General features: G+C 72.8%; 15 protein-coding genes. 7 read left to right on the forward strand and 8 right to left on the reverse strand.

The genetic code is table 11. From position 1 onward, the window contains the following. Window positions 1-25: 25 nt before the first annotated feature. Complete coding sequence (locus HDA32_RS14260) at window positions 26-1,339, reverse strand: sulfatase family protein (protein WP_179643651.1); 1,314 nt, start codon at window positions 1,337-1,339, stop codon at window positions 26-28. A gap of 79 nt (window positions 1,340-1,418) precedes the next feature. Then, the gene (locus HDA32_RS14265; RefSeq protein ID WP_179643652.1) at window positions 1,419-2,759 is read right to left on the reverse strand and encodes an MFS transporter; all 1,341 of its coding nucleotides are present in this window, start codon (window positions 2,757-2,759) and stop codon (window positions 1,419-1,421) included. 252 nt (window positions 2,760-3,011) lie between these two features. Here HDA32_RS14265 and HDA32_RS14270 point away from each other — a divergent pair, with 252 nt between their 5' ends. Further along, entirely contained in the window at window positions 3,012-4,046 is a 1,035-nt protein-coding gene (locus HDA32_RS14270) for a LacI family DNA-binding transcriptional regulator (protein WP_179643653.1), read from the forward strand. A gap of 42 nt (window positions 4,047-4,088) precedes the next feature. Here HDA32_RS14270 and HDA32_RS14275 read toward each other — a convergent pair whose 3' ends face one another. Together HDA32_RS14275 and HDA32_RS14280 are read right to left on the reverse strand one after the other, a co-directional pair. Then, entirely contained in the window at window positions 4,089-5,501 is a 1,413-nt protein-coding gene (locus HDA32_RS14275; protein ID WP_179643654.1) for a sodium:solute symporter family protein, read from the reverse strand. Window positions 5,502-5,746: 245 nt separating this feature from the next. Beyond that, window positions 5,747-6,580, reverse strand: a complete 834-nt coding sequence (locus HDA32_RS14280) for a MurR/RpiR family transcriptional regulator (protein WP_179643655.1) — start codon at window positions 6,578-6,580, stop codon at window positions 5,747-5,749. Window positions 6,581-6,736: 156 nt separating this feature from the next. Here HDA32_RS14280 and HDA32_RS14285 point away from each other — a divergent pair, with 156 nt between their 5' ends. Next, window positions 6,737-7,990 carry a metal-dependent hydrolase family protein gene (locus HDA32_RS14285; RefSeq protein ID WP_376766962.1) on the forward strand — a complete coding sequence of 418 codons (1,254 nt, stop codon included), beginning with the start codon at window positions 6,737-6,739 and terminating at the stop codon, window positions 7,988-7,990. A gap of 83 nt (window positions 7,991-8,073) precedes the next feature. Here HDA32_RS14285 and HDA32_RS14290 read toward each other — a convergent pair whose 3' ends face one another. Beyond that, window positions 8,074-8,985: a sugar-binding transcriptional regulator gene (locus HDA32_RS14290; RefSeq protein WP_179646695.1), complete on the reverse strand. Its 912-nt coding sequence runs from the start codon at window positions 8,983-8,985 to the stop codon at window positions 8,074-8,076. 232 nt (window positions 8,986-9,217) lie between these two features. Between HDA32_RS14290 and HDA32_RS14295 the strand changes: the two genes are divergently transcribed. Genes HDA32_RS14295 through HDA32_RS14310 form a run of 4 tightly spaced genes read left to right on the forward strand, consistent with a single transcriptional unit; the run spans window position 9,218 to window position 13,447 of the window. Next, window positions 9,218-10,225 carry a zinc-dependent alcohol dehydrogenase family protein gene (locus HDA32_RS14295; protein WP_179643657.1) on the forward strand — a complete coding sequence of 336 codons (1,008 nt, stop codon included), beginning with the start codon at window positions 9,218-9,220 and terminating at the stop codon, window positions 10,223-10,225. Window positions 10,226-10,266: 41 nt separating this feature from the next. Then, window positions 10,267-11,622 carry an ABC transporter substrate-binding protein gene (locus HDA32_RS14300; protein ID WP_179643658.1) on the forward strand — a complete coding sequence of 452 codons (1,356 nt, stop codon included), beginning with the start codon at window positions 10,267-10,269 and terminating at the stop codon, window positions 11,620-11,622. Continuing rightward, on the forward strand, window positions 11,619-12,551 hold the full coding sequence (locus HDA32_RS14305; RefSeq protein WP_179643659.1) for a carbohydrate ABC transporter permease: 933 nt from the start codon (window positions 11,619-11,621) through the stop codon (window positions 12,549-12,551). Before HDA32_RS14300 ends, HDA32_RS14305 begins: the two co-directional genes overlap by 4 nt. Beyond that, window positions 12,548-13,447, forward strand: a complete 900-nt coding sequence (locus HDA32_RS14310; RefSeq protein WP_179643660.1) for a carbohydrate ABC transporter permease — start codon at window positions 12,548-12,550, stop codon at window positions 13,445-13,447. Before HDA32_RS14305 ends, HDA32_RS14310 begins: the two co-directional genes overlap by 4 nt. Window positions 13,448-13,512: 65 nt before the next feature. On the opposite strand, the gene HDA32_RS14315 is transcribed toward HDA32_RS14310, so the two are convergent. From HDA32_RS14315 to HDA32_RS14325, 3 genes are all read right to left on the reverse strand, one after another. Continuing rightward, window positions 13,513-14,046 carry a hypothetical protein gene (locus HDA32_RS14315; RefSeq protein WP_246334342.1) on the reverse strand — a complete coding sequence of 178 codons (534 nt, stop codon included), beginning with the start codon at window positions 14,044-14,046 and terminating at the stop codon, window positions 13,513-13,515. 118 nt (window positions 14,047-14,164) lie between these two features. After that, on the reverse strand, window positions 14,165-15,100 hold the full coding sequence (locus HDA32_RS14320) for a fumarylacetoacetate hydrolase family protein (protein WP_179643661.1): 936 nt from the start codon (window positions 15,098-15,100) through the stop codon (window positions 14,165-14,167). A 454-nt stretch (window positions 15,101-15,554) separates the two neighbouring features. Next, window positions 15,555-16,340 (reverse strand): IclR family transcriptional regulator, encoded by a 786-nt coding sequence (locus HDA32_RS14325; protein ID WP_179643662.1) that lies wholly within the window; start codon window positions 16,338-16,340, stop codon window positions 15,555-15,557. 140 nt (window positions 16,341-16,480) lie between these two features. Here HDA32_RS14325 and HDA32_RS14330 point away from each other — a divergent pair, with 140 nt between their 5' ends. Next, window positions 16,481-18,223 (forward strand): IlvD/Edd family dehydratase, encoded by a 1,743-nt coding sequence (locus tag HDA32_RS14330; RefSeq protein ID WP_179643663.1) that lies wholly within the window; start codon window positions 16,481-16,483, stop codon window positions 18,221-18,223. Window positions 18,224-18,622 lie beyond the last annotated feature (399 nt).

An 18,622-nucleotide genomic window follows, 5' to 3' on the forward strand; every position in this document is an offset into this window, starting at 1 on the left:
CGCGAAGGGACCCGGCCCGCGGCCGTCACCCCGGGGCCTCGATCAGCGGCGGCCGCTCCCCCGCCTCGACCATGCGCCGGACGAGCCGTTCGCGCAGCCGCTCGACGACCCCCGAGTGCGACGCCGCGCCGACGAGGTTGTGCAGTTCGTCGGGGTCGGCCTCGAGATCGTAGAGGTAGGCGTCGACGTAGCGGTCGGCCGACGGGGTGTTCCAGGCGTCGGCGCCGGGCGCGACGACCCCGTACTTCCACCGCTCCGTCCGCAGCGCCCTGCCCACCTCCGACTCGCTGACCTGGACCAGCACGTCGTTGGGCCGGGTGTCGGCCTCCCCCCGAAGGAGGGGCACGAGCGAGTGCCCGTCCATGTCCTCGGGGACCGGGAGCCCGGCGGCCTCCAGCAGCGTCGGGGGCAGGTCGACGTGGCTGACGAGCCGGGACGGGGCCGCTCCGGCGCCCAGCTCCGGCCCGGACAGCACCGTGGGGACCCTGATCGAGGCGTCGTGGCAGCTCCGCTTGTACTCGCCGTTACGGGTCTTGAAGTGGCACCCGTGGTCGGAGGTGAAGAGCACGACGGTGTCGTCGGCGAGCCCCAGCTCCCCGAGGGCGGTCGTGAACCTGCCGAGGCACTCGTCCACCCGCTTGACCATCCCGTAGTAGCCCGCCAGGTGCTCGTCGGAGTTCCCGCCGAGAGCGGCCAGGTCACCGGGGGTCCAGGCCCCCTCGTAGCGCTCCCGGTAGCCGTCGGGCGCGGGGTAGTCGTCGCGCTGGTTCTGGTGGTGGGGTTCGAGGAAGGACAGGAACAGGAAGAACGGGGCGTCGCGCTCCCGCCCGATGTAGTCGATCGCCGCGTCGGTGATCGCGTCCGCGCGGTACCCGGGGAGGTCGTGGGGCTCCCCGTGCTCGTCGTAGAGGGTGGTGCGGTAGGCGTCGGAGGTGAACTCGAGCAGGTTCGAGGCCAGCCAGTGCCGGTACCCGCCGCGCTGCTCGGGCCGCACCGGGCCGGCGACGTCGTCGTCGGCGAGGTGCCACTTGCCGATGTAGGCCGTCTCGTAGCCCGCCTCGCCGAACCGGTCGGCCAGGGTGGGGACGTCGTCCGGCAGGGGGATCCCGTTGCGGAAGCAGCCGATGCCGGCCGGGTACCTGCCGGTCTGCAGGGACGCGCGCGAGGGGGCGCACACCGGCTGGCAGGTGAAGGAGTTCGCCACGTGCACCCCCTCCTCGGCCATCCGGTCGAGGTTCGGGGTCAGGCCGAGCGGGTTGCCGTGCAGACCCGTCGTGTCCCAGCGCTGCTGGTCGGTGAGGAACACGACCGCGTTCTTCGCGGATCGCCGGTCGTTCACGCTGTCACCTCGTCTTCGTCGGGGACGGTCGGCGGATTCGTCCGTTCGCTGCGTGCGCCGCTGCGGGCCCGGGGACGCCTCACGGGTCGCCGGCCGCGGTGCGGGCGCCCGTCCCCCGCGACTCCAGTTCGGAGACGTCGAGCTCGCGCGTCTCGCGCATGAAGGCCGTGGAGACGACCGACGCCAGGCCCAGCGCGGCGACCAGCGCCGCGACGGGCCAGATCGCGCCGCCCGAGGCCACGAGCAGCGACGTCGCCGCGGCCGGGACGAAGCCCGCGACCATGGCGGAGGTCTGGTAGGCGAAGGACATCCCGGAGTAGCGGACCCGCACGCCGAACATCTCGGTGAACAGCGTGGCCTGGAGGCTGGACATGCACACGGCGCTGCCGAGCGCCGCGAGCGCCATCGCCGTCCACGCCCACCAGGTGGAGCCCGAGTTGAGCAGCCAGAAGTAGGGGAACGCGGTGAGCGCGACGAGGACGCCGCCCGCCAGATACAGCGGCCTGCGGCCGACGCGGTCGGAGATCGCGCCCGCGACGGGGATGAGCGCCAGCGCGATGACGTTGTACAGGACCACCCCGGTGAGGGCGACGTTCTCGCCGTAGCCCAGGCTCGTGGTGACGTAGCTGATCACGAAGGGTTGATAGATCTGGGAGCTCCCGGCCTCGCCGATGCGCGCGCCGAAGGCCACGGCGATGCTCCTGGGGTACCTGCGCAGCGCGGTCCACAGCGGGATGCGCTCGCGCCGCCCGGTCCTCTTGACCTCGTCGAAGGCGGGGGTCTCCTGGATCTTGAGCCGGACGACGAGGCCGACGGCGAGCAGGACCGCGCTCAGCAGGAACGGGATCCGCCACCCCCAGCTCAGGAACTGATCGTCGGGGAGGGCGGCGAAGAGGCTCACCACCGACACCGCGATCAGGTAGCCGATGGCCCCGCCGGTCTGCGGGAGGCTGCCCCAGAAGCCCCGGCGGGCACGCGGGGCGTGCTCCACCGTGAGCAGCGAAGCCCCGCCGAACTCACCGCCCAGCCCGAGTCCCTGCACCAGGCGGAGCAGCACCAGCAGGGCCGGCGCCCACAGCCCGATCGAGTGGTAGTCGGGGAGCAGGCCGATCAGGAACGTGGCGCCGCCGATGATCATCATCGTCGTGACGAGGACCTGCTTGCGTCCGACCCGGTCGCCGAGGTGGCCGAAGACCAGCGCGCCGATGGGGCGGGAGACGAACCCCACGCCGAACGTGGCCAGGGAGGCCAGAGTCCCGAGGACGGGGTCGATGTCGGGGAAGAACAGCCTGCTGAAGACGAGGGCCGCCGATATCCCGTAGAGGTTGAAGTCGTACCACTCCAGCATCGCGCCGGACAGGCTGGCCGCGACGACCTTGGGCATCGGCTGGGCGGGGGATCCGTTCGGTTGGTGGGTCATCCTCGACCTTTCGGTGGTGGCGCCGCTGTGAACGGGGACGGCGGATCCGGTGCGGGAACCGCGGGCGCGGTTCCGGGCGGTCCGCTCCGGGGATGACCGGCTCGGCCGGCGGCGGGCGGGTGCGACGCCGGGTGAGCCGGGCTGTTATTCGATTAACGTCAGACGTTAGGGCCTCGTTCGCCACACGTCCAGACCGGTGCGGACAAGCGCGCGACGTTGCGACCGGGGCGAACCCCGGATAACGTTCACAAAGTGGCAGCGACCGAGCCTCCGCGCCGTCCGACGCAGCGCGACATCGCGCGACGCGCGGGAGTCTCCACCGCCACCGTCTCCTACGTCCTCAGCGGCCGGCGCGGAGGAGCCAAGCCCCCGCCGCAGGAGACGCGCGAGCGCGTCATGCGCGCCGTCGCCGAGATCGGCTACCAGATCGACCACTCGGCCCGCAGCCTCCGCCGCCGCCGCACCGACCTGGTCGGACTGATGTACCCGGCGCCGTCGAGCCCGTGGTCGGACCGATTGGCCGAGCAGATGCAGGCGGCCGCCGCCGAGCGCGGCCTGGCGGTCGTCGCGCTGCCGGTGAGCGAGAGCACGCCGAGCGACGCGCTCCTGCGCGTCCTGCGCGAGCGCTACGTCGACGGCGCGATCCTGCTGCCGGACTGCCCGCTGGGCGGCGCCGAGCTCTCCGCGCTGGCGCGGCAGGGCCTGTCCCTGGTGGTCTTCGACGACGAGCTGCGCCCCGACGGCTTCGACGTGGTCCGCCAGGACCGCGCCCGGTCCTGCCGCGCCGCGGTGGAGCGGCTGGTGGCGCTGGGCCATCGGAGGATCGGCTACCTCGCCCACCCCGGCGAGAGCGAATGGGCGCCCGCGCGGTCGGTGAAGCTGCACGGCTACCGGCGGGTGCTCGGCGAGCACGGGATCGGCGTCGACCCCGACCTGGTGCGCCCGGTGGCCGACTCCCGCCCGGACGCCTACGCGGCGGTGCGCGAGCTGCTGGGCCGGCCCGACCCTCCCACGGCGCTGCTCTCGGCCACCGACCGCGCCGCCATCGACGCCATCTGGGCCGCGCGGGACCTCGGCGCCGCCGTCCCCGAGGAGCTGGCGGTCATCGGGATCGGCAACATCCCCGAGGGGCTGGTGATCTCCCCGGCCCTGACCACCGTCGGGGCGCCCGTCCTGGACTTCTCCCGCGAGGTCGCGCGGCTCTTCGCCCGCCTCGAATCCGCCTCCCCGCTCCCCGACGCGGTGCTCGCCGCGCCGTGGGAGCTCATCGTCCGGGAGTCGGGCTGATCCGGGACCGCCGGGCGGCGGGCCGACCGGCCCCGCCCGCGGTCACCCCCGCGATCGGGCGGGGGCGGGCCGCGCCGCTTCGGGCGCCCTGGTGCAGAGGCTGACCGCGACCAGCGCGACGACCGCGGCGGGCAGCGCCGCGATCACGCCGTTGAGCTCCCCCGGGGTGCCGGCGACCTCCCATCCGATGGTGGTCAGCGCGCCGGCCAGCAGGGCCGCCACCGCGCCGGCCGTTGTCGCACGCCGCCAGAACAGCACCGCGAACACGACCGGGGTGATGGCCGCGCCGTAGACGGTGTAGCTGTACATCTGCAGGTCCAGCACCGTGGGGAAGAAGAACCCGAGCACGAACGCGACGAGCGCGATGGCCAGCACCGACCCGCGCTGCACGAGCAGCCGCTGACGGTCGCCCACCTCCGTGCGGGCGAAGCGCACCCACAGGTCGTAGGTGATGTTGGAGGCGCAGGAGAGCATGAACGACGACCCTGTGGTGATCACGAAGGCCACGGCGCCCGCCAGGATCAGGCCGCCGAGTACGGCCGGGAGGTGGCCCTCGGAGGCCAGGCTGAGGATGGACAGGTCGCCGTTGATCCCGGGCATGAGCACCGCCGCCGCCGAGGCCAGCAGGACGACGGGGACGATCACCAGGAAGCTGGAGAAGAACATCCCGAGCGTGGAGGAGCGCGCGGTGCGCTCGTCCTGGGCCGCCGTCAGCCGCTGGTAGATGTTCTGGTCGGCCAGCAGCAGCAGGAACAGCGGCATGAAGTAGCCGAGCATCTGGAGCCAGGTCAGCCCGCCGCTGACCGTGGCCGCCTGCTCGGGCAGCCCCTCCCAGTACGCGCCGGGGCCCCCGACCGCCGCGAAGACCAGCGGCAGCGCGACGAACAGCCCGAGCACGATCACGATGGCGGAGAGGAAATCGGTGTAGGCGACGGAGAACAGGCCGCCGGTGACGGTGAGCAGGGTGACCACGACGGCGACGAGGACGGTGCCCTGGGTGGCGCTCAGCGGGGTGACCAGGCTGACGACGTAGCCGCCGCCGATGAACTGCGAGGCGACCAGGCCCAGGTAGGCGACCGTCGTGACGAGTGCGGCGACCGTGCGCACCCCCGTCCCGAACCTCGCCTCCAGCAGCTCGGGGATGGTGTAGCGGGAGGCCCGCCGGATGCGGCGCGCGGCCAGGAGAAGCACCAGGATGCCGCAGGGCGTCCCGGCGAAGAAGATCATTCCGGCCACCGGGCCGTAGGTGTAGGCGAAGTTCGCCCCGCCGATGATCGTGCCCGAACCGACCCAGGTGACCAGCATCGTGGCGATCATGACCGGGCGCGAGAGGCTGCGGCCGGCGAACATGAAGTCGTCGCCGCCGCCCACCTTGGCCGAGCGGCTGAAATACACCGCCACCCCCACCATGGCCAGTAGGTAGACGGCGAAGATGACGAGATGGACTGCTTGCACGGGGACCACCTTGGAACGGGGTCGGAGGGGAACGGCGGCTGAACGCGGTCGATGAAAGCAGGTGTGCGCCACGTCATGCAACACTTATTGCATTTGCTGTGATGGAGATCACTCCACTTCATCGAACTCTGACCGCCGCGTTCGCGGAGCGGGGTGGGGCTTCCAGGAATCGGACCTGCTGTGCCGCCGGCGCTGCGCGCACTTCGACAGCCGACCCCTGTACGGACCCGATCGTCGAACATCGGTCAGAAGAGCTCCGCCTGCTCCCACAGCCGCTCGGTCTCCCGGACCGCGCGCAGGGCGGACTCCCCGCCCACGCGGGCCAGCTCCGCAAGCACCGCGTGCACGACCGCCATCACCGCGGTCAGCGACGGGAACATCCCCACCCCCTCGCTGGGGACCAGCACCACGTGCGCGGCCCCCTCCACCAGCGGGGAGTCCCGGCGGTCGGTGACGACGGCCGTCGTCACCGACCGCTGCGCCGCGATCTGCGCCGCCGAGCGGATCGCCCGGGGCAGCCGCCACAGGTCGCACAGCACCAGCAGGTCCCGTTCTCCCATCCGGGAGAGGTCGCTGACCAGCCCGGTCCCGCCGCCCTGGCGCATCTCCACGTCGTAGCCCATGATCCCCGCGGCGTGCGAGAGCTGCAGGCCGGGCGCTGCGAACGTACCCGACCCCAGCACGATGGTGCGCCGGGCGCCGTGGATCCCGGCCGCGATGGCGCGCACCGCCGCTGCGTCGAGCGTCGCCGAGAGCATGCGCAGGCTCTCGCGGTCGGAGCGCACCGCGGCCTGGACCGGGTCGGCGTCGGAGAAGGCGTGCTCGGCCAGCACCTCGCCCGCGCTCAGCGACGCCAGGTAGCGCGAGCGCAGCTCGATGCGCAGCGCGGGCCAGCCGGAGAAGCCGAGCTGCTGCGCCGCCCGGACCACCGTGGCCACGTTGACGTCGGCGCGCTCGGCCAGCTCGGCGGTGCTGGCGTAGGAGGCGAACCTGGGCTCGTCGCGCAGCACCCGGATCACGCGCTCGCTCGCCCGCCCCAGCCGGCCCCCGGCCAGCGCCTCCTCGATCCAGTCCGGCATCCCGACCTCCTCCTCGGCCCCTCGTCGGCCCCTCGTCGGGCCCTCCGCCCATAGCGATACCACCGCCCGGTCGGTCGCCCGCACATCCTGCAACATATATTGCAAATGAGGCGCCGCTCACGCACCGCGCCGTCCACGCGCACTTCGTTCGGAGGTATGCCAATGACCACCCGATCCGCCCTGTTCACCAACGCGAACCTCGTCGACCCCGAGGCCGGGACCACCCGGGGCGACTCCTGGCTCCTGGTCAGGGACGGGCTCATCGCCGACCACGGGCGGGGCGAGGCCCCCGGCGCCGACGCCGAGGTGATCGACCTGGGCGGCGCGAGCCTGCTGCCCGGGCTGGTCGACGCGCACGTGCACGCCACCGCGCTCAGCGCCGACCTCGGCTCCGTATCCGACCGGTCCCCCTCCTATGTGGCCGCCTACGCCGCTCGCTCCCTCACCGACATGCTGCACCGCGGCTTCACCACCGTGCGCGACGTGGGCGGCGGCGACCACGGCCTCGCCGACGCCATCGCCGACGGCCTGTTCGACGGCCCGCGGCTGCTGTTCGGGGGCAAGGCGCTGTCCCAGACCGGCGGCCACGGCGACTTCCGGCCCCGCGGCCGGCACGGCCGCGACGCGCACGGGTGCTGCCCCGGGGCCGGGCTCGTCTGCGACGGCCCGATCGAGTTCCGCCGGGCCGCCCGCGAACAGCTTCGCACCGGCGCCCACCACGTGAAGATCATGCTGTCCGGGGGCGTCGCCTCCCCCACCGACCGCATCGACTCCACGCAGTCCGCCGACGACGAGATCCGCGCCGTCGTCGAGGAGGCCGAGGCCGCCAACCGCTACGTCACCGGGCACGCCTACACCGCGCGGGCGGTCAACCGCGGCCTGCGCCTGGGCGTGCGCTGCATCGAACACGGCAACCTCATCGACGAGAGCAGTGTCGGGCTGTTCGTGGACAACGACGCCTACCTCGTCCCCACCCTGGTCACCTATCGGGAGCTGTCCCGGCAGGGCGCGCGCAACGGGCTCCCGCCGGAGAGCCAGGCCAAGGTCGACACCGTCCTCACCCGCGGACTGGACGCGCTGCGCCTGGCCCACGAGGCCGGGGTGAACCTGGTCTTCGGCACCGACCTGCTCGGCGCCATGCAGGCGCACCAGAACGAGGAGTTCGCGATCCGCGCGCAGGTGCAGCCCGCGCCGGACGTTCTGCGCGCCGCCACCGGCACCGCCGCCCGGCTGCTGGGCCTGGAGGGCCGGATCGGCACGCTGCGCCCGGGCGCGCACGCCGACCTGATCGCGGTCGAGGGCGACCCGCTCGCCGACGTCTCCGTGCTCGCCGACCCCGAGCACCACCTCCGCCTGGTGATGCGCGACGGCGTCGTGCGGCACACCCGGAACACCGCCTCGCAGCGCTGACCCGGGCTCCCGCCGCCCGCGCCCGCGCGGTGCGTGCCGGATCGGGGCTCTGCGCCCGCCGGGGAGGCGCGGAGCCGCCCCTCTCACCCCAGCAGGCCGCGCGCCACCGCGGAGTCGGTCACCAGGGTGGAGAGCAGCCCGGTGCGCAGCAGCACGCCGATCGCCTCGGTCTTGTGCTCGCCGCCGGCCACGGCGATGACCTCGGGCACCCGCCGGAGCTGCGCGGCGCTGATACTGAGCACCCGGTCGTCCAGGTCGGTGCGGACCTGCTCGCCGTCGGCGTCGAAGAGCTGCGCCGACATCTCGGCGCGCACCCCCAGCGACGCGTACTGCTCGCGCTTGTCCGGGGTGAGGGCCTGGTAGACGGTCGACGACCGCCCGTCCCACCCGCCGATGGCGACCACCGCCTTGGTCAACCGGTCGAAGTGGGCGAAGGCCTCGGCGATGCCGGGGTCGGCGCGCAGGGTGCGGGCGGTGCCGGCGTCGGGCAGGATCAGCGGGGCGTAGATCGGGTAGGCCGGACCGCCCGAGAGCTGGGCGGCGCGGCGGACCGTCTCGACCGAGCCCACGCTGTCGGCCCGGGCCGAGAGCACCCCGTTGAGCTGCACGGTGGTGCACCGGGCCAGCCTGGTCAGCCCGGCCCCCATGGCCTGCAGCGTCCTGCCCCAGGCCAGGCCGAGGACATCGCCGGGGACGACGATCTCGCCGAGCAGGTCGGCGGCGACCGCGCCGAGCTGCCGGCTGGTGTCGCCGGGATCCTCGGGGGTCGACACGACGATGGCGCGGTCCAGTCCGTAGGCCTCGCACAGCCGGTCGGACAGCTCGGCGTCCAGTTGGGTGGGCAGCCGGATGTCGATGCGCACGATGCCGGTCTCGCGCGCGGTCTCCAGGGCGCGCGCGACCTTGAACCGGCTCAGCCCGAACTCCTCCCCGATCTCGACCTTGGAGCGCCCGTCCAGGTAGAAGCGCCGCGCGATCGCCGACACCAGGACCAGCTCCGCGGGCCCCTTGACCGGTGCCTTCTCGGCGTTCGCCGATGCGTCCGAGGCGGCGCCCGGACGCCCGTCCACCGCTTCGCTCATGTGATTGCCACCATGCTCATTTGTAAATCATACGTTGACATCGGGTTTCCGATACGTCTTCAATGAGGTTAATCAGATGTGTCCGGCACCGCTCAGATGAGCACGATGGGCGTGCCGGTGGAGAGCCCAACCGCGAGGAGCGACCGTGCGCGCAGCGATCATCGAGCAGCCAGGGACGATCAGCATCGGAGAGCGCCCCGATCCGACCCCGGCCCCCGACGGGGTCGTGCTCCGCGTCGGGGCCTGCGGCATCTGCGGCACCGACCTGCACATCGCCGACGGCGAGTTCCCGCCCAGCCCCTACCCCCTGGTCCCCGGCCACGAGTTCGCCGGCGAGGTCGTCGCGGTGGGCTCGGCCGCCCCCGGCGGGCTGCGGGTGGGCGACCGGGTCGCCGTCGACCCGTCACTGTTCTGCGGGCACTGCTCCTTCTGCCGGGCGGGGCGGGGCAACCTGTGCGCCAACTGGGGCGCCATCGGCGACACCGTCGACGGCGCGTTCGCCGAGTACGTGGCGGCCCCCGCCGCGAACTGCCACCGGATGCCCGAGGGGATGACCTTCCGGGAGGGCGCCATCGTCGAGCCGCTGTCCTGCGCGGTGCACGGGGTGCGCCGCATCGGGGTGTTCCCCGGCGAGCGGTTCCTGCTCATCGGGGCGGGCACCATGGGCCTGCTGCTGCAGCAGCTGCTGCAGCAGGGCGGGGCCCGGGTCACCATGGTCGACCGCAACGCCGACCGGCTGAAGATCGCCGCCGGCTTCGGCGCGCACGCCACCGCCACCGACACCGCCGACCTCGGCGACGAGCGCTTCGACGCCGCCGTCGACGTCACCGGGGCCCCGCCCGCCATCGAGGCCGCCTTCGCCTCGCTGCGGCGCGGCGGACGGCTGCTCATCTTCGGGGTCGCGGCCGACGACGCGCGCGTCGACCTGTCCCCGTTCCGCATCTACAACGACGAGATCACCGTGGTCGGCTCCATGGCGGTCCTCAACAGCTACGGCGCGGCCCTCGACCTGCTCGCCTCCGACGCGGTGCAGACCGGGCCCCTGCTCAGCCACGCCCTGCCGCTCGCCGAGTTCCCCGCGGCACTGGACCTCATGCGCGCGGGGGCGGGCGTGAAGGTGCAGGTCGCGCCCTCCGACGGGGCCGGCCGGTGACCATCCGCCCCCCGAAGCCCTCGCCGAGGAGGACCGACCCGATGCGCATTCCACTGCGTCCGATCGCCGCGCTCAGCACAGCGGCGCTGCTGCTCACCGGCTGCGCCGGGGCCGGAGCGACGGCGAGCGGCGACGAAGGCACCCGCCTGGTCGTCGCCATCGTCTCCAACCCGCAGATGCAGGACGCCATATCACTGCAGTCGCGGTTCACGGAGGCCAATCCCGGCATCGACGTGGACTTCGTGTCCCTGCCCGAGAACGAGGCCCGCGCCAAGATCACCACGTCCATCGCCACGGGCGGCGGCGAGTTCGACGTGGTCATGATCAGCAACTACGAGACCAAGCAGTGGGCGGAGTTCGGCTGGCTGGAGAACCTGCAGCCGCGCATCGACGCCACCGAGGGCTACGACGACGAGGACTTCATGCCCTCGATCCGCGAGGACCTCTCCTACGAGGGCGACATGTACTCGGTGCCGTTCTACGGCGAGTCGTCCTTCGTCGCCTACCGCAAGGACCTGTTCGAGCAGGCCGGGGTCGAGATGCCGGCCGACCCCACCTGGGACGAGATCGCCGCGCTGGCCGCCGAGCTCGACGGCGTCGAGCCGGGGGTCGCCGGCATCTGCCTGCGCGGCCTCGCCGGATGGGGCGAGGTCCTCAGCCCCTTCAACAGCGTCCTCAACACCTTCGGCGGGCGCTGGTACGACCAGGAGTGGAACGCCCGACTCGACTCGCCGGAGTTCCGCGAGGCCGCGGAGTTCTACGTGGACCTGGTCCGCAAGCACGGCCAGCCCGGCGCGGCCAACAGCGGGTTCGGCGACTGCCTGAACCGCTACAGCCAGGGCCAGACGGCCATGTTCTACGACTCCACCGCCATGGTCAGCACCACCGAGAACCCCGATGCCAGCACGGTCGTCGGCGAGAGCGGCTACGTCGCCGCCCCGGTCGCCGAGAGCGACTACGGCGGCTGGCTCTACACCTGGTCCCTGGGCGTCCCCGCTTCCTCCCCGCACAAGGAGGAGGCCTGGCGGTTCGTCTCCTGGATGACCGACAAGGACTACATCCGCACCGTCGGCGAGACCTACGGCTGGGAGCGGGTGCCGCCCGGCAGCCGCCGGTCGACGTTCGAGATCCCCGAGTACGCGGAGGCCGCCGAGGCCTACGCCGAGCCCATGCGGCGCGGCATCGAGGAGGCCGACCCGCGGAACCCCACGCTGCAGCCGGTCCCCTACACCGGCATCGGCTTCCTGGCCATCCCGGAGTTCCAGGACCTGGGCACCCGGGTCAGCCAGCAGCTCAGCGCCGCCATCGCCGGACAGATCAGTGTGGAGGAGGCGCTGGAGCAGAGCCAGCGCTACGCCCAGAGCGTGGGCGACACCTACAAGGAGGAGAGCCGATGAGCGCCGCAGCCACGGCCGCCCGCCGGCGCAGCCCCGAAGCGGTGGAGCGCGCCCAGGGCTGGGCCCGCCGTGCCCCGCTGCTGCCCGCACTGGTGTTCACGGTGCTCGTCACCCAGCTCCCGTTCCTGTTCACCGTGTTCTACTCGCTGCAGTCGTGGAACCTGCTGCGGCCCGGCTCCCAGTCGTTCGTGGGGCTGGCCAACTACGCCGCGGTCTTCACCGACGCCCAGTTCCTCACGGCGGCCCTCAACACCGTGCTGATCACCTCGGCGTGCGTGCTGGTGGCCATGGCCCTGGGCATCGGGCTGGCGCTGCTGCTGGACCGCAGGTTCCTCGGCCGCGGTGTGGTGCGCACCCTGCTCATCACCCCGTTCCTGGTGCTGCCGGTGGCCACCGCGCTGCTGTGGAAGAACGCCATGTTCGACCCGGTGTTCGGGCTGATCGGCTTCCTGCTCACCCCGTTCGGGCTGGGCGGCGTCGACTGGGTGTCGCAGTACCCGGTGGTCTCGGTCGTCACCGCCCTTGTGTGGCAGTGGACCCCGTTCATGATGCTGCTGGTGCTGGCCGGCCTGCAGAGCCAGGGCCGCGACGTCATCGAGGCCGGGCAGGTCGACGGCGCCGGCCGGTGGCAGATGTTCGTCGCCATCACCCTGCCGCACCTGCGCCGCTACATCGAGCTGGGCGTGCTGCTGGGATCGATCTACGTGGTGAACACCTTCGACACCATCTACATGATGACCCAGGGCGGTCCCGGCACGGCAAGCGCCAACCTGCCGTTCTACATCTACCAGCGGACCTTCCTCGGCTTCGACATCGGCCAGTCCGCCGCCATGGGCGTCGTCGTGGTCGTCGGCACCATCGTCGTGGCCACGCTGGCGCTGCGGCTCATCTTCCGCTCGTTCATGACCGCCCAGGAGGGGATCTCGTGACCACCGCAGCCCCCGCGCGCCCGGGCGGCGGCCCCGCGCCGGCGCCCCGTCCCGCGCCCCGCCGGCCCGAGCGCGGCCGCCGCTCCGGTGGCGCGCGCGGCATCGCGCTGACCGTACTGACCTGGGCCATCGGCCTGGTGTTCGTCTCGCCCGCCCTGTGGCTGGTGCTGACCGCGTTCAAGCAGGAGGGCGACGCGGCCACCACCCCGCCGAAGTTGTTCTTCGAGCCCACCCTGGAGCAGTTCGAGGCGGTGCTGGCCGCCGACTTCCTGCCCTACCTGGGCAACTCGGTGATCGCGACGCTGGCCTCCACCGCCCTGGTGCTGGTGCTGGGCGTGCCGGCTGCCTACGCGCTGTCGATCCGCCCGGTCAAGCGCACCCAGGACGTGCTGTTCTTCTTCATCTCCACCAAGATGCTGCCGGTGGTCGCCGTGGTGGTGCCGCTCTACGTCGCTGCCGCCGAGGTGGCGATGCTGGACAACATCTGGACGCTCGTCGTCCTCTACACCGCCATGAACCTGCCGATCGCGGTGTGGATGCTGCGCTCGTTCTTCCTGGAGGTCCCCAAGGGCGTCATCGAGGCCGCCCAGTTGGAGGGCGCGAGCCTGCCAAGGGTGCTGTGGTCGGTGATGCTGCCGGTCATGGCGCCCGGCGTCGCCGCCACCGCCCTGATCTGCATGATCTTCTCGTGGAACGAGTTCTTCTTCGCGGTCAACCTCACCGCGGTGCAGGCGGCGACGGTGCCGGTGTTCATGGTCGGGTTCATCACCAGCGAGGGCCTGTTCCTCGCCCAGCTCTGCGCGGCGGCCACGCTGGCGTCCCTGCCGATCGTGATCGTCGGCTGGATCGCCCAGCGCCAACTGGTGCGCGGCCTGTCCATGGGCGCGGTGAAATAAGGGACCGCGGCGTCGGGCAGGAGGAGGGGCGGCGAGTGCGCTCGCCGCCCCTTCCGCGTCGCGCCCTACTCCCGCTCCCGCAGGCCGCCGTCCTCGACGACGACGCCCGCCTGCGGCCCGTCCGCGCCGCAGTCCGGGCCGTTGTGGATCATCTCCGGGGTCACCGTGATCCGCTCGTCCAGCACATCCCGGCCGCCGTGGTCGGAGAGCACGACCCGCACCTCGACCGGTTCGGCCGGCAGGTCGGGCACCTGGGCGATGCCGTGCAGTCCGCCGGTGGGCACCATGGACGCGCCGCACGCACCGTCCGGGCCCTCCTCGCACTCCTCCGGCTGCGCCGAGGTGGCCGGGGAGAGCAGGACCTCGGGCTCCCGGCATCGACCGTCCCAGCACACCTCCATGGCGGCCTCGGCCACCCCGGCGGCGTCGGACTCCTCGACGTCGAGGGACACCCCCACCACGGCCGCCGGCATGGTGCACCCGACACCGGAGCCCGCCGCCGCGCCGCACGCGGTCAGCGCGCACAGGGCGGTGAGCGCGAGCCCGGCCCCGCCGCCCCTGCGGACATCGGGCCGCCCCCGCCGGGCGCGAGCATGCATCAGGACTCCCCACGTCGGACCGGACCGCGCACGGCGTTCGCGCGGTGGCGCAGAGACCCGAAGACCCCCGCGCCTTCACGGTGCCACGGCCCGCACCGCCCCGGCCACCGCCGTGGCCTCACCCGGCCGTCTGCTCGGCGCGCCGGCGCAGGGCGGGGTGCCGCCGGGCCTCGACCAGCCAGTCCAGAGCCTGCGATCCCCGCACCACCGGGTTGCGCAGGGAGCCCACCCCGCTGATGCCGATCTCGACGACGTCGCCGGCCTGCAGGGAGAACTCCATGCTCGGGACGATCCCGGTGCCCGTCGCGAGCACGGCGCCGTCGGGGAAGGGGTGGCAGCGGAACAGGTACGACACCAGTTCCGCCGGGTCCCTGCGCATGGCGGTCAGGGGAACCTCGCCGGAGAACACGCTCTCCCCGCCGCGGTCGATGCGCATCCGCACCCGCTCGGCGCGGACGTCGGGCACCTCCCACACCGGTCGGATGACCGGCCCCAGCGCGCAGCCTCCCGCGTACACCTTGGCCTGCGGCAGGTACAGCGCGTTCTCGCCCTCGATGGACCGCGAGCTGACGTCGTCGCACACGCAGTAGCCGACGACCTCTCCGTGGGCGTTGACCACCAGGGCGAGTTCCGGTTCCGCGACGTCGAGCACCGAGTCGGCACGGACCGCGATCGGTTCGCCGTCGGTCACCACCCGCCAGGCCACCGACTTGAAGAACAGCTCGGGGCGCTCCGCCGCGTAGACCCGATCGTAGAGGTCGGCGCTGTCGCTCTCCTCCCCCCGGGCCTCACGGGAGCGCTCGTAGGTCACGCCGCCGGCCCACACCTCGGTGTCGCCGTCGACGGGCGGCAGCACCGCGACGTCCTCCAGGCGCCCGACAGGCCGCTGCCCGGACGCGGCCAGGACCCGTTCCCGCAGCTCGGCCAGTGGCGACCTGAGCAGGTCGGCCACGCTGTCCACGCCGGTGACCGCGCGGAGCGCGCCTTCCTCGTCGTCGCACAGTCCGACGCGCACGCGTCCTTCGGCGTCGGCGAAGCGCAGGATCCCGTCCACGGTCAGCACCTTTCGTCCCGGATCCCGGAGGGACCGGAGAAGTCCGTCGTCTGTTCCGGTCGAAGGCCGGCCCGCCCCATCGGCGCCGCGGAGGCCGCCCGCGCCGGCGCGCCACCGAGCCGGGCCCGGGCCGGACCGGGCGCGGCGGAGCCGCCGATGCGTGCGGGGCACGGGGCGAGGCGCCGGGGCACCTCCTCCACTTCGCGTACAACATGCAGAACACCGACCATGATGCTGAACGTAACATCCGCGCCGCGCCCGCGTACATCCGTATTGCGCGAGAACTTGACCCATGTCACGTTTCCGGCCTACCGTCCTTTTCAGCATGCTGTCTACCGTTCCGCATACTGAACGACTTGGATCAGGACGGTGCCCAGACGATGACGCCGAGCATCCCCGCGACCATCGACGCCACGGCCTCGGAGGCCCCGTGAACGGGCGGGGCCGCACCGCCTCACCCCGCGTCGGGCGCCCCCATCCTGGCGCCCAGCTCACGGGCCAGCGCCCGCAGTTCGGCGGCGCGCTCCTCCTGGCGCCGCGCCGAGAACCCGGCCGCCAGGCCGGTGAAGCTCACCGCGGCCGCCTGGCCCCGGGACGCCGTGCCGGGCACGGTCGCCGCCAGGCACAGCAGCCCTTCGACGGTCTCCCCCTCGTCGAGGGCGTAGCCGCGGTCGCGGACGGCGGCCAGGTCGCGCCGCAGTTCGCCGGCGTCGGTGATCGACCTCTGCGTCAGGCGCGGGAGCGGGGCCGCGCCCTCCAGCCGGGCCGCCAGCTCCGGCGCGGAGAGCTCGGCCAGCATCGCCTTGCCGGTGGCGGTCGTCGTCGCCGGCAGCGGGCGGCCGATCTGCGAGGCCAGGACGACCGGGCGGCGGCCGTCCCGCCGCGCCAGGTAGACGACCTCCAGACCGGCCTCGCTCAGGACCGCGAGCTGCACGGTCTCGTCCACCGAAGCGCCGCGGGAGCGGCAGACGTCCTGGAACTCGCGGACGATGTCGACGCCCGCCAGGTAGGCCTCGGCGTAGCCGACCAGCCGCCGCCCCAGGCCGAACCCTTCGGGGGTGCGGCGCAGCAGCCCGGAGTCGACCAGCGCGTTGCAGATGTTGGAGACCGAGGATTTGGCCGCCCCCAGCCTGCGGGCCAGTTCGGCCAGTCCGACCGCCTGGCCGCGCTGCTCGGCGAGCACGTCCAGGATGGCCGCCGCCCGGGTCACGGCCGGCGCCAGCGAACGCTCGCTTTCCACGATCGCCCCTCTCTCCATTCAGAACCTCATTCCGGATTCAACATACTGAACAGATCGGGCCGCCGCGGGCCCGACGCCCCTCGCGGGCCCGACGCCCGCGCCCGTCCCGACACGGCGCGATGCCGCAGAGGAGATCAACGATGACGACCGCACCGGAGAACGGCTCCGGCCGACGCAGCGCCCACTGGTTCGGCGCCGGCGGCCGCTCCGGCATGATCTACCGGTCCTGGATGCGCAACCAGGGCTTCAGCGACGAGGTCTTCGACGGCCGCCCGGTCATCGGCATCGCCGTGTCGGGCTCGGAGCTGGCGCCGTGCAACGCCCACCTGTCCCGGGTGGCCGAGTCGGTCAAGCGCGGGGTGTGGCAGGCCGGCGGCTTCCCACTGGAGTTCCCGGTGATGGCACTGGGCGAGACGGTGCTGCGCCCCACCGCCATGCTCTACCGCAACCTGCTGGCGATGGAGGCCGAGGAGCTGATGCGGGCCAACCCGCTCGACGGTGCGGTGCTGCTGTCGGGGTGCGACAAGACGACTCCGGGGCTGCTGATGGCGGCCGCGAGCACCGACCTCCCCTCCCTCATGATCACCGGCGGGCCGATGCTCAACGGCAAGTTCCGCGGGGAGGACATCGGTTCGGGCACCCACGTCTGGAAGTTCGAGGAGGAGGTGCGCGCGGGGCGGATGTCGGAGGCCGACTGCGCGTTCGCCGAGTCGTGCATGTCCCGCTCCAACGGGCACTGCATGACGATGGGGACGGCCTCGACCATGGCCTGCATGGCCGAGGCGCTGGGGATGCAGCCGGCGTTCGCCGCGACGTGGCCCGCGGTGGACGCGCGGCGCTACGCCGCGGCCCAGCGGGCGGGCCGGCGCATCGTCGCGATGGTCGAGGAGGACGTGCGGCCCTCCTCCATCATGACCCGCGAGGCGTTCGAGAACGCCATCCGGATCAACGCGGCCATCGGCGGGTCGACCAACGCGGTCATCCACCTGCTGGCCGTCGCCGGGCGCCTGGGCGTGGACCTGGCGCTCGACGACTTCGACGCGCTGGTGCGGGAGGTGCCCACGCTGCTGGACCTGATGCCCAGCGGGCGCTTCCTGATGGAGGACTTCTGCTACGCGGGCGGCCTGCCCGCCGTCGTCGCCGAACTGGGCGACCTGCTGCACACCGAGGCGCCCACGGTCACCGGCGAGCCCATCGGGGCCGCGGCGCGCGCGGGGGCCGCCGAGTGCCACGACCGGGAGGTCATCAGGCCCTTCGACGACCCGCTGCAGCCGGCCGGGACCGGCACCGCCGTGCTGCGTGGCAACCTCGCTCCGGGCGGGGCCGTCGTCAAGCAGTCCGCCGCGAGCCCGCACCTGCTCGTCCACCGCGGCCGGGCGCGGGTGTTCGACTCACCGGAGGAGTACTACGCGGTCGCCGACGACCCCGACCTCGACGTCGACGCCGACACCGTGCTGGTCCTGCGCAACTGCGGCCCGGTCGGCTACCCGGGGATGCCGGAGGTCAGCAACGTCGCGCTGCCGTCCCGGCTCCTTTCGCAGGGGGTGACCGACATGGTGCGGATCTGCGACGGGCGCATGTCGGGCACCGCCTACGGGACGGTGGTGCTGCACACGGCGCCGGAGGCCGCGGTCGGCGGCCCGCTGGCCCTGGTGCGCGACGGCGACGAGATCACCCTCGACGTCCCGGCGCGCCGGCTGACCCTGGAGGTCGACGACGCCGAGCTCGACCGCCGCCGCGCCGCCTGGACCCCGCCGCGGCCGCACTCCGAGCGCGGCTGGACCCGCCTGTACTGCGACCACGTCCTCCAGGCCGACCGAGGGGCCGACCTGGACTTCCTCGTGGGGTCGAGCGGCCACGAGGTCCCGCGCGAGTCGCACTGACGCGGCACGGGGCGCGGCCGCATCCGGCAGTACGGGCACCGGATGCGGCCGCGCCCCGGCCGCGGGGCCGCGGGCGCCTCATCGATATTCGAGGATCGGGTGTGCAGGGGGCCGGCCGCCGCGCCCCCTCCTTGGGCTGAGCCTCAAACCCGGCGATCGAGGTCGAAACCCAAGTCGAAGTTCTCCTGGACCTTGAAGTCGGTCGCGGCCGCCGACGTCGAGGAGCGCCCGGGTGTGGCCCGGCGTCCGGGTCCCACCGACGCCGGTGAGCCCTTCGTCGGTGGCGACGCGGACGTGGGTGAGATCCCGCCACGGGGTGCCGAGGACGAAGGTCTCGGCTTCGGTGATCTTCATTCGCGCTCCCATGTTATGATTCGAAATATCGGGCTCTGTTCGATT

The organism is Spinactinospora alkalitolerans, assembly GCF_013408795.1.
Classification (GTDB): domain Bacteria; phylum Actinomycetota; class Actinomycetes; order Streptosporangiales; family Streptosporangiaceae; genus Spinactinospora; species Spinactinospora alkalitolerans.

Bases quoted from the DNA above. Each gene is read 5' to 3' on its own strand.
- HDA32_RS14265 (WP_179643652.1), bottom strand. From the start codon at position 2,759: ATGACCCACCAACCGAACGGATCCCCCGCCCAGCCGATGCCCAAGGTC.
- HDA32_RS14280 (WP_179643655.1), bottom strand. From the start codon at position 6,580: ATGCCGGACTGGATCGAGGAGGCGCTGGCCGGGGGCCGGCTGGGGCGG.
- HDA32_RS14285 (WP_376766962.1), top strand. From the start codon at position 6,737: ATGCCAATGACCACCCGATCCGCCCTGTTCACCAACGCGAACCTCGTC.
- HDA32_RS14300 (WP_179643658.1), top strand. From the start codon at position 10,267: ATGCGCATTCCACTGCGTCCGATCGCCGCGCTCAGCACAGCGGCGCTG.
- HDA32_RS14305 (WP_179643659.1), top strand. From the start codon at position 11,619: ATGAGCGCCGCAGCCACGGCCGCCCGCCGGCGCAGCCCCGAAGCGGTG.
- HDA32_RS14315 (WP_246334342.1), bottom strand. From the start codon at position 14,046: ATGCATGCTCGCGCCCGGCGGGGGCGGCCCGATGTCCGCAGGGGCGGC.
- HDA32_RS14330 (WP_179643663.1), top strand. From the start codon at position 16,481: ATGACGACCGCACCGGAGAACGGCTCCGGCCGACGCAGCGCCCACTGG.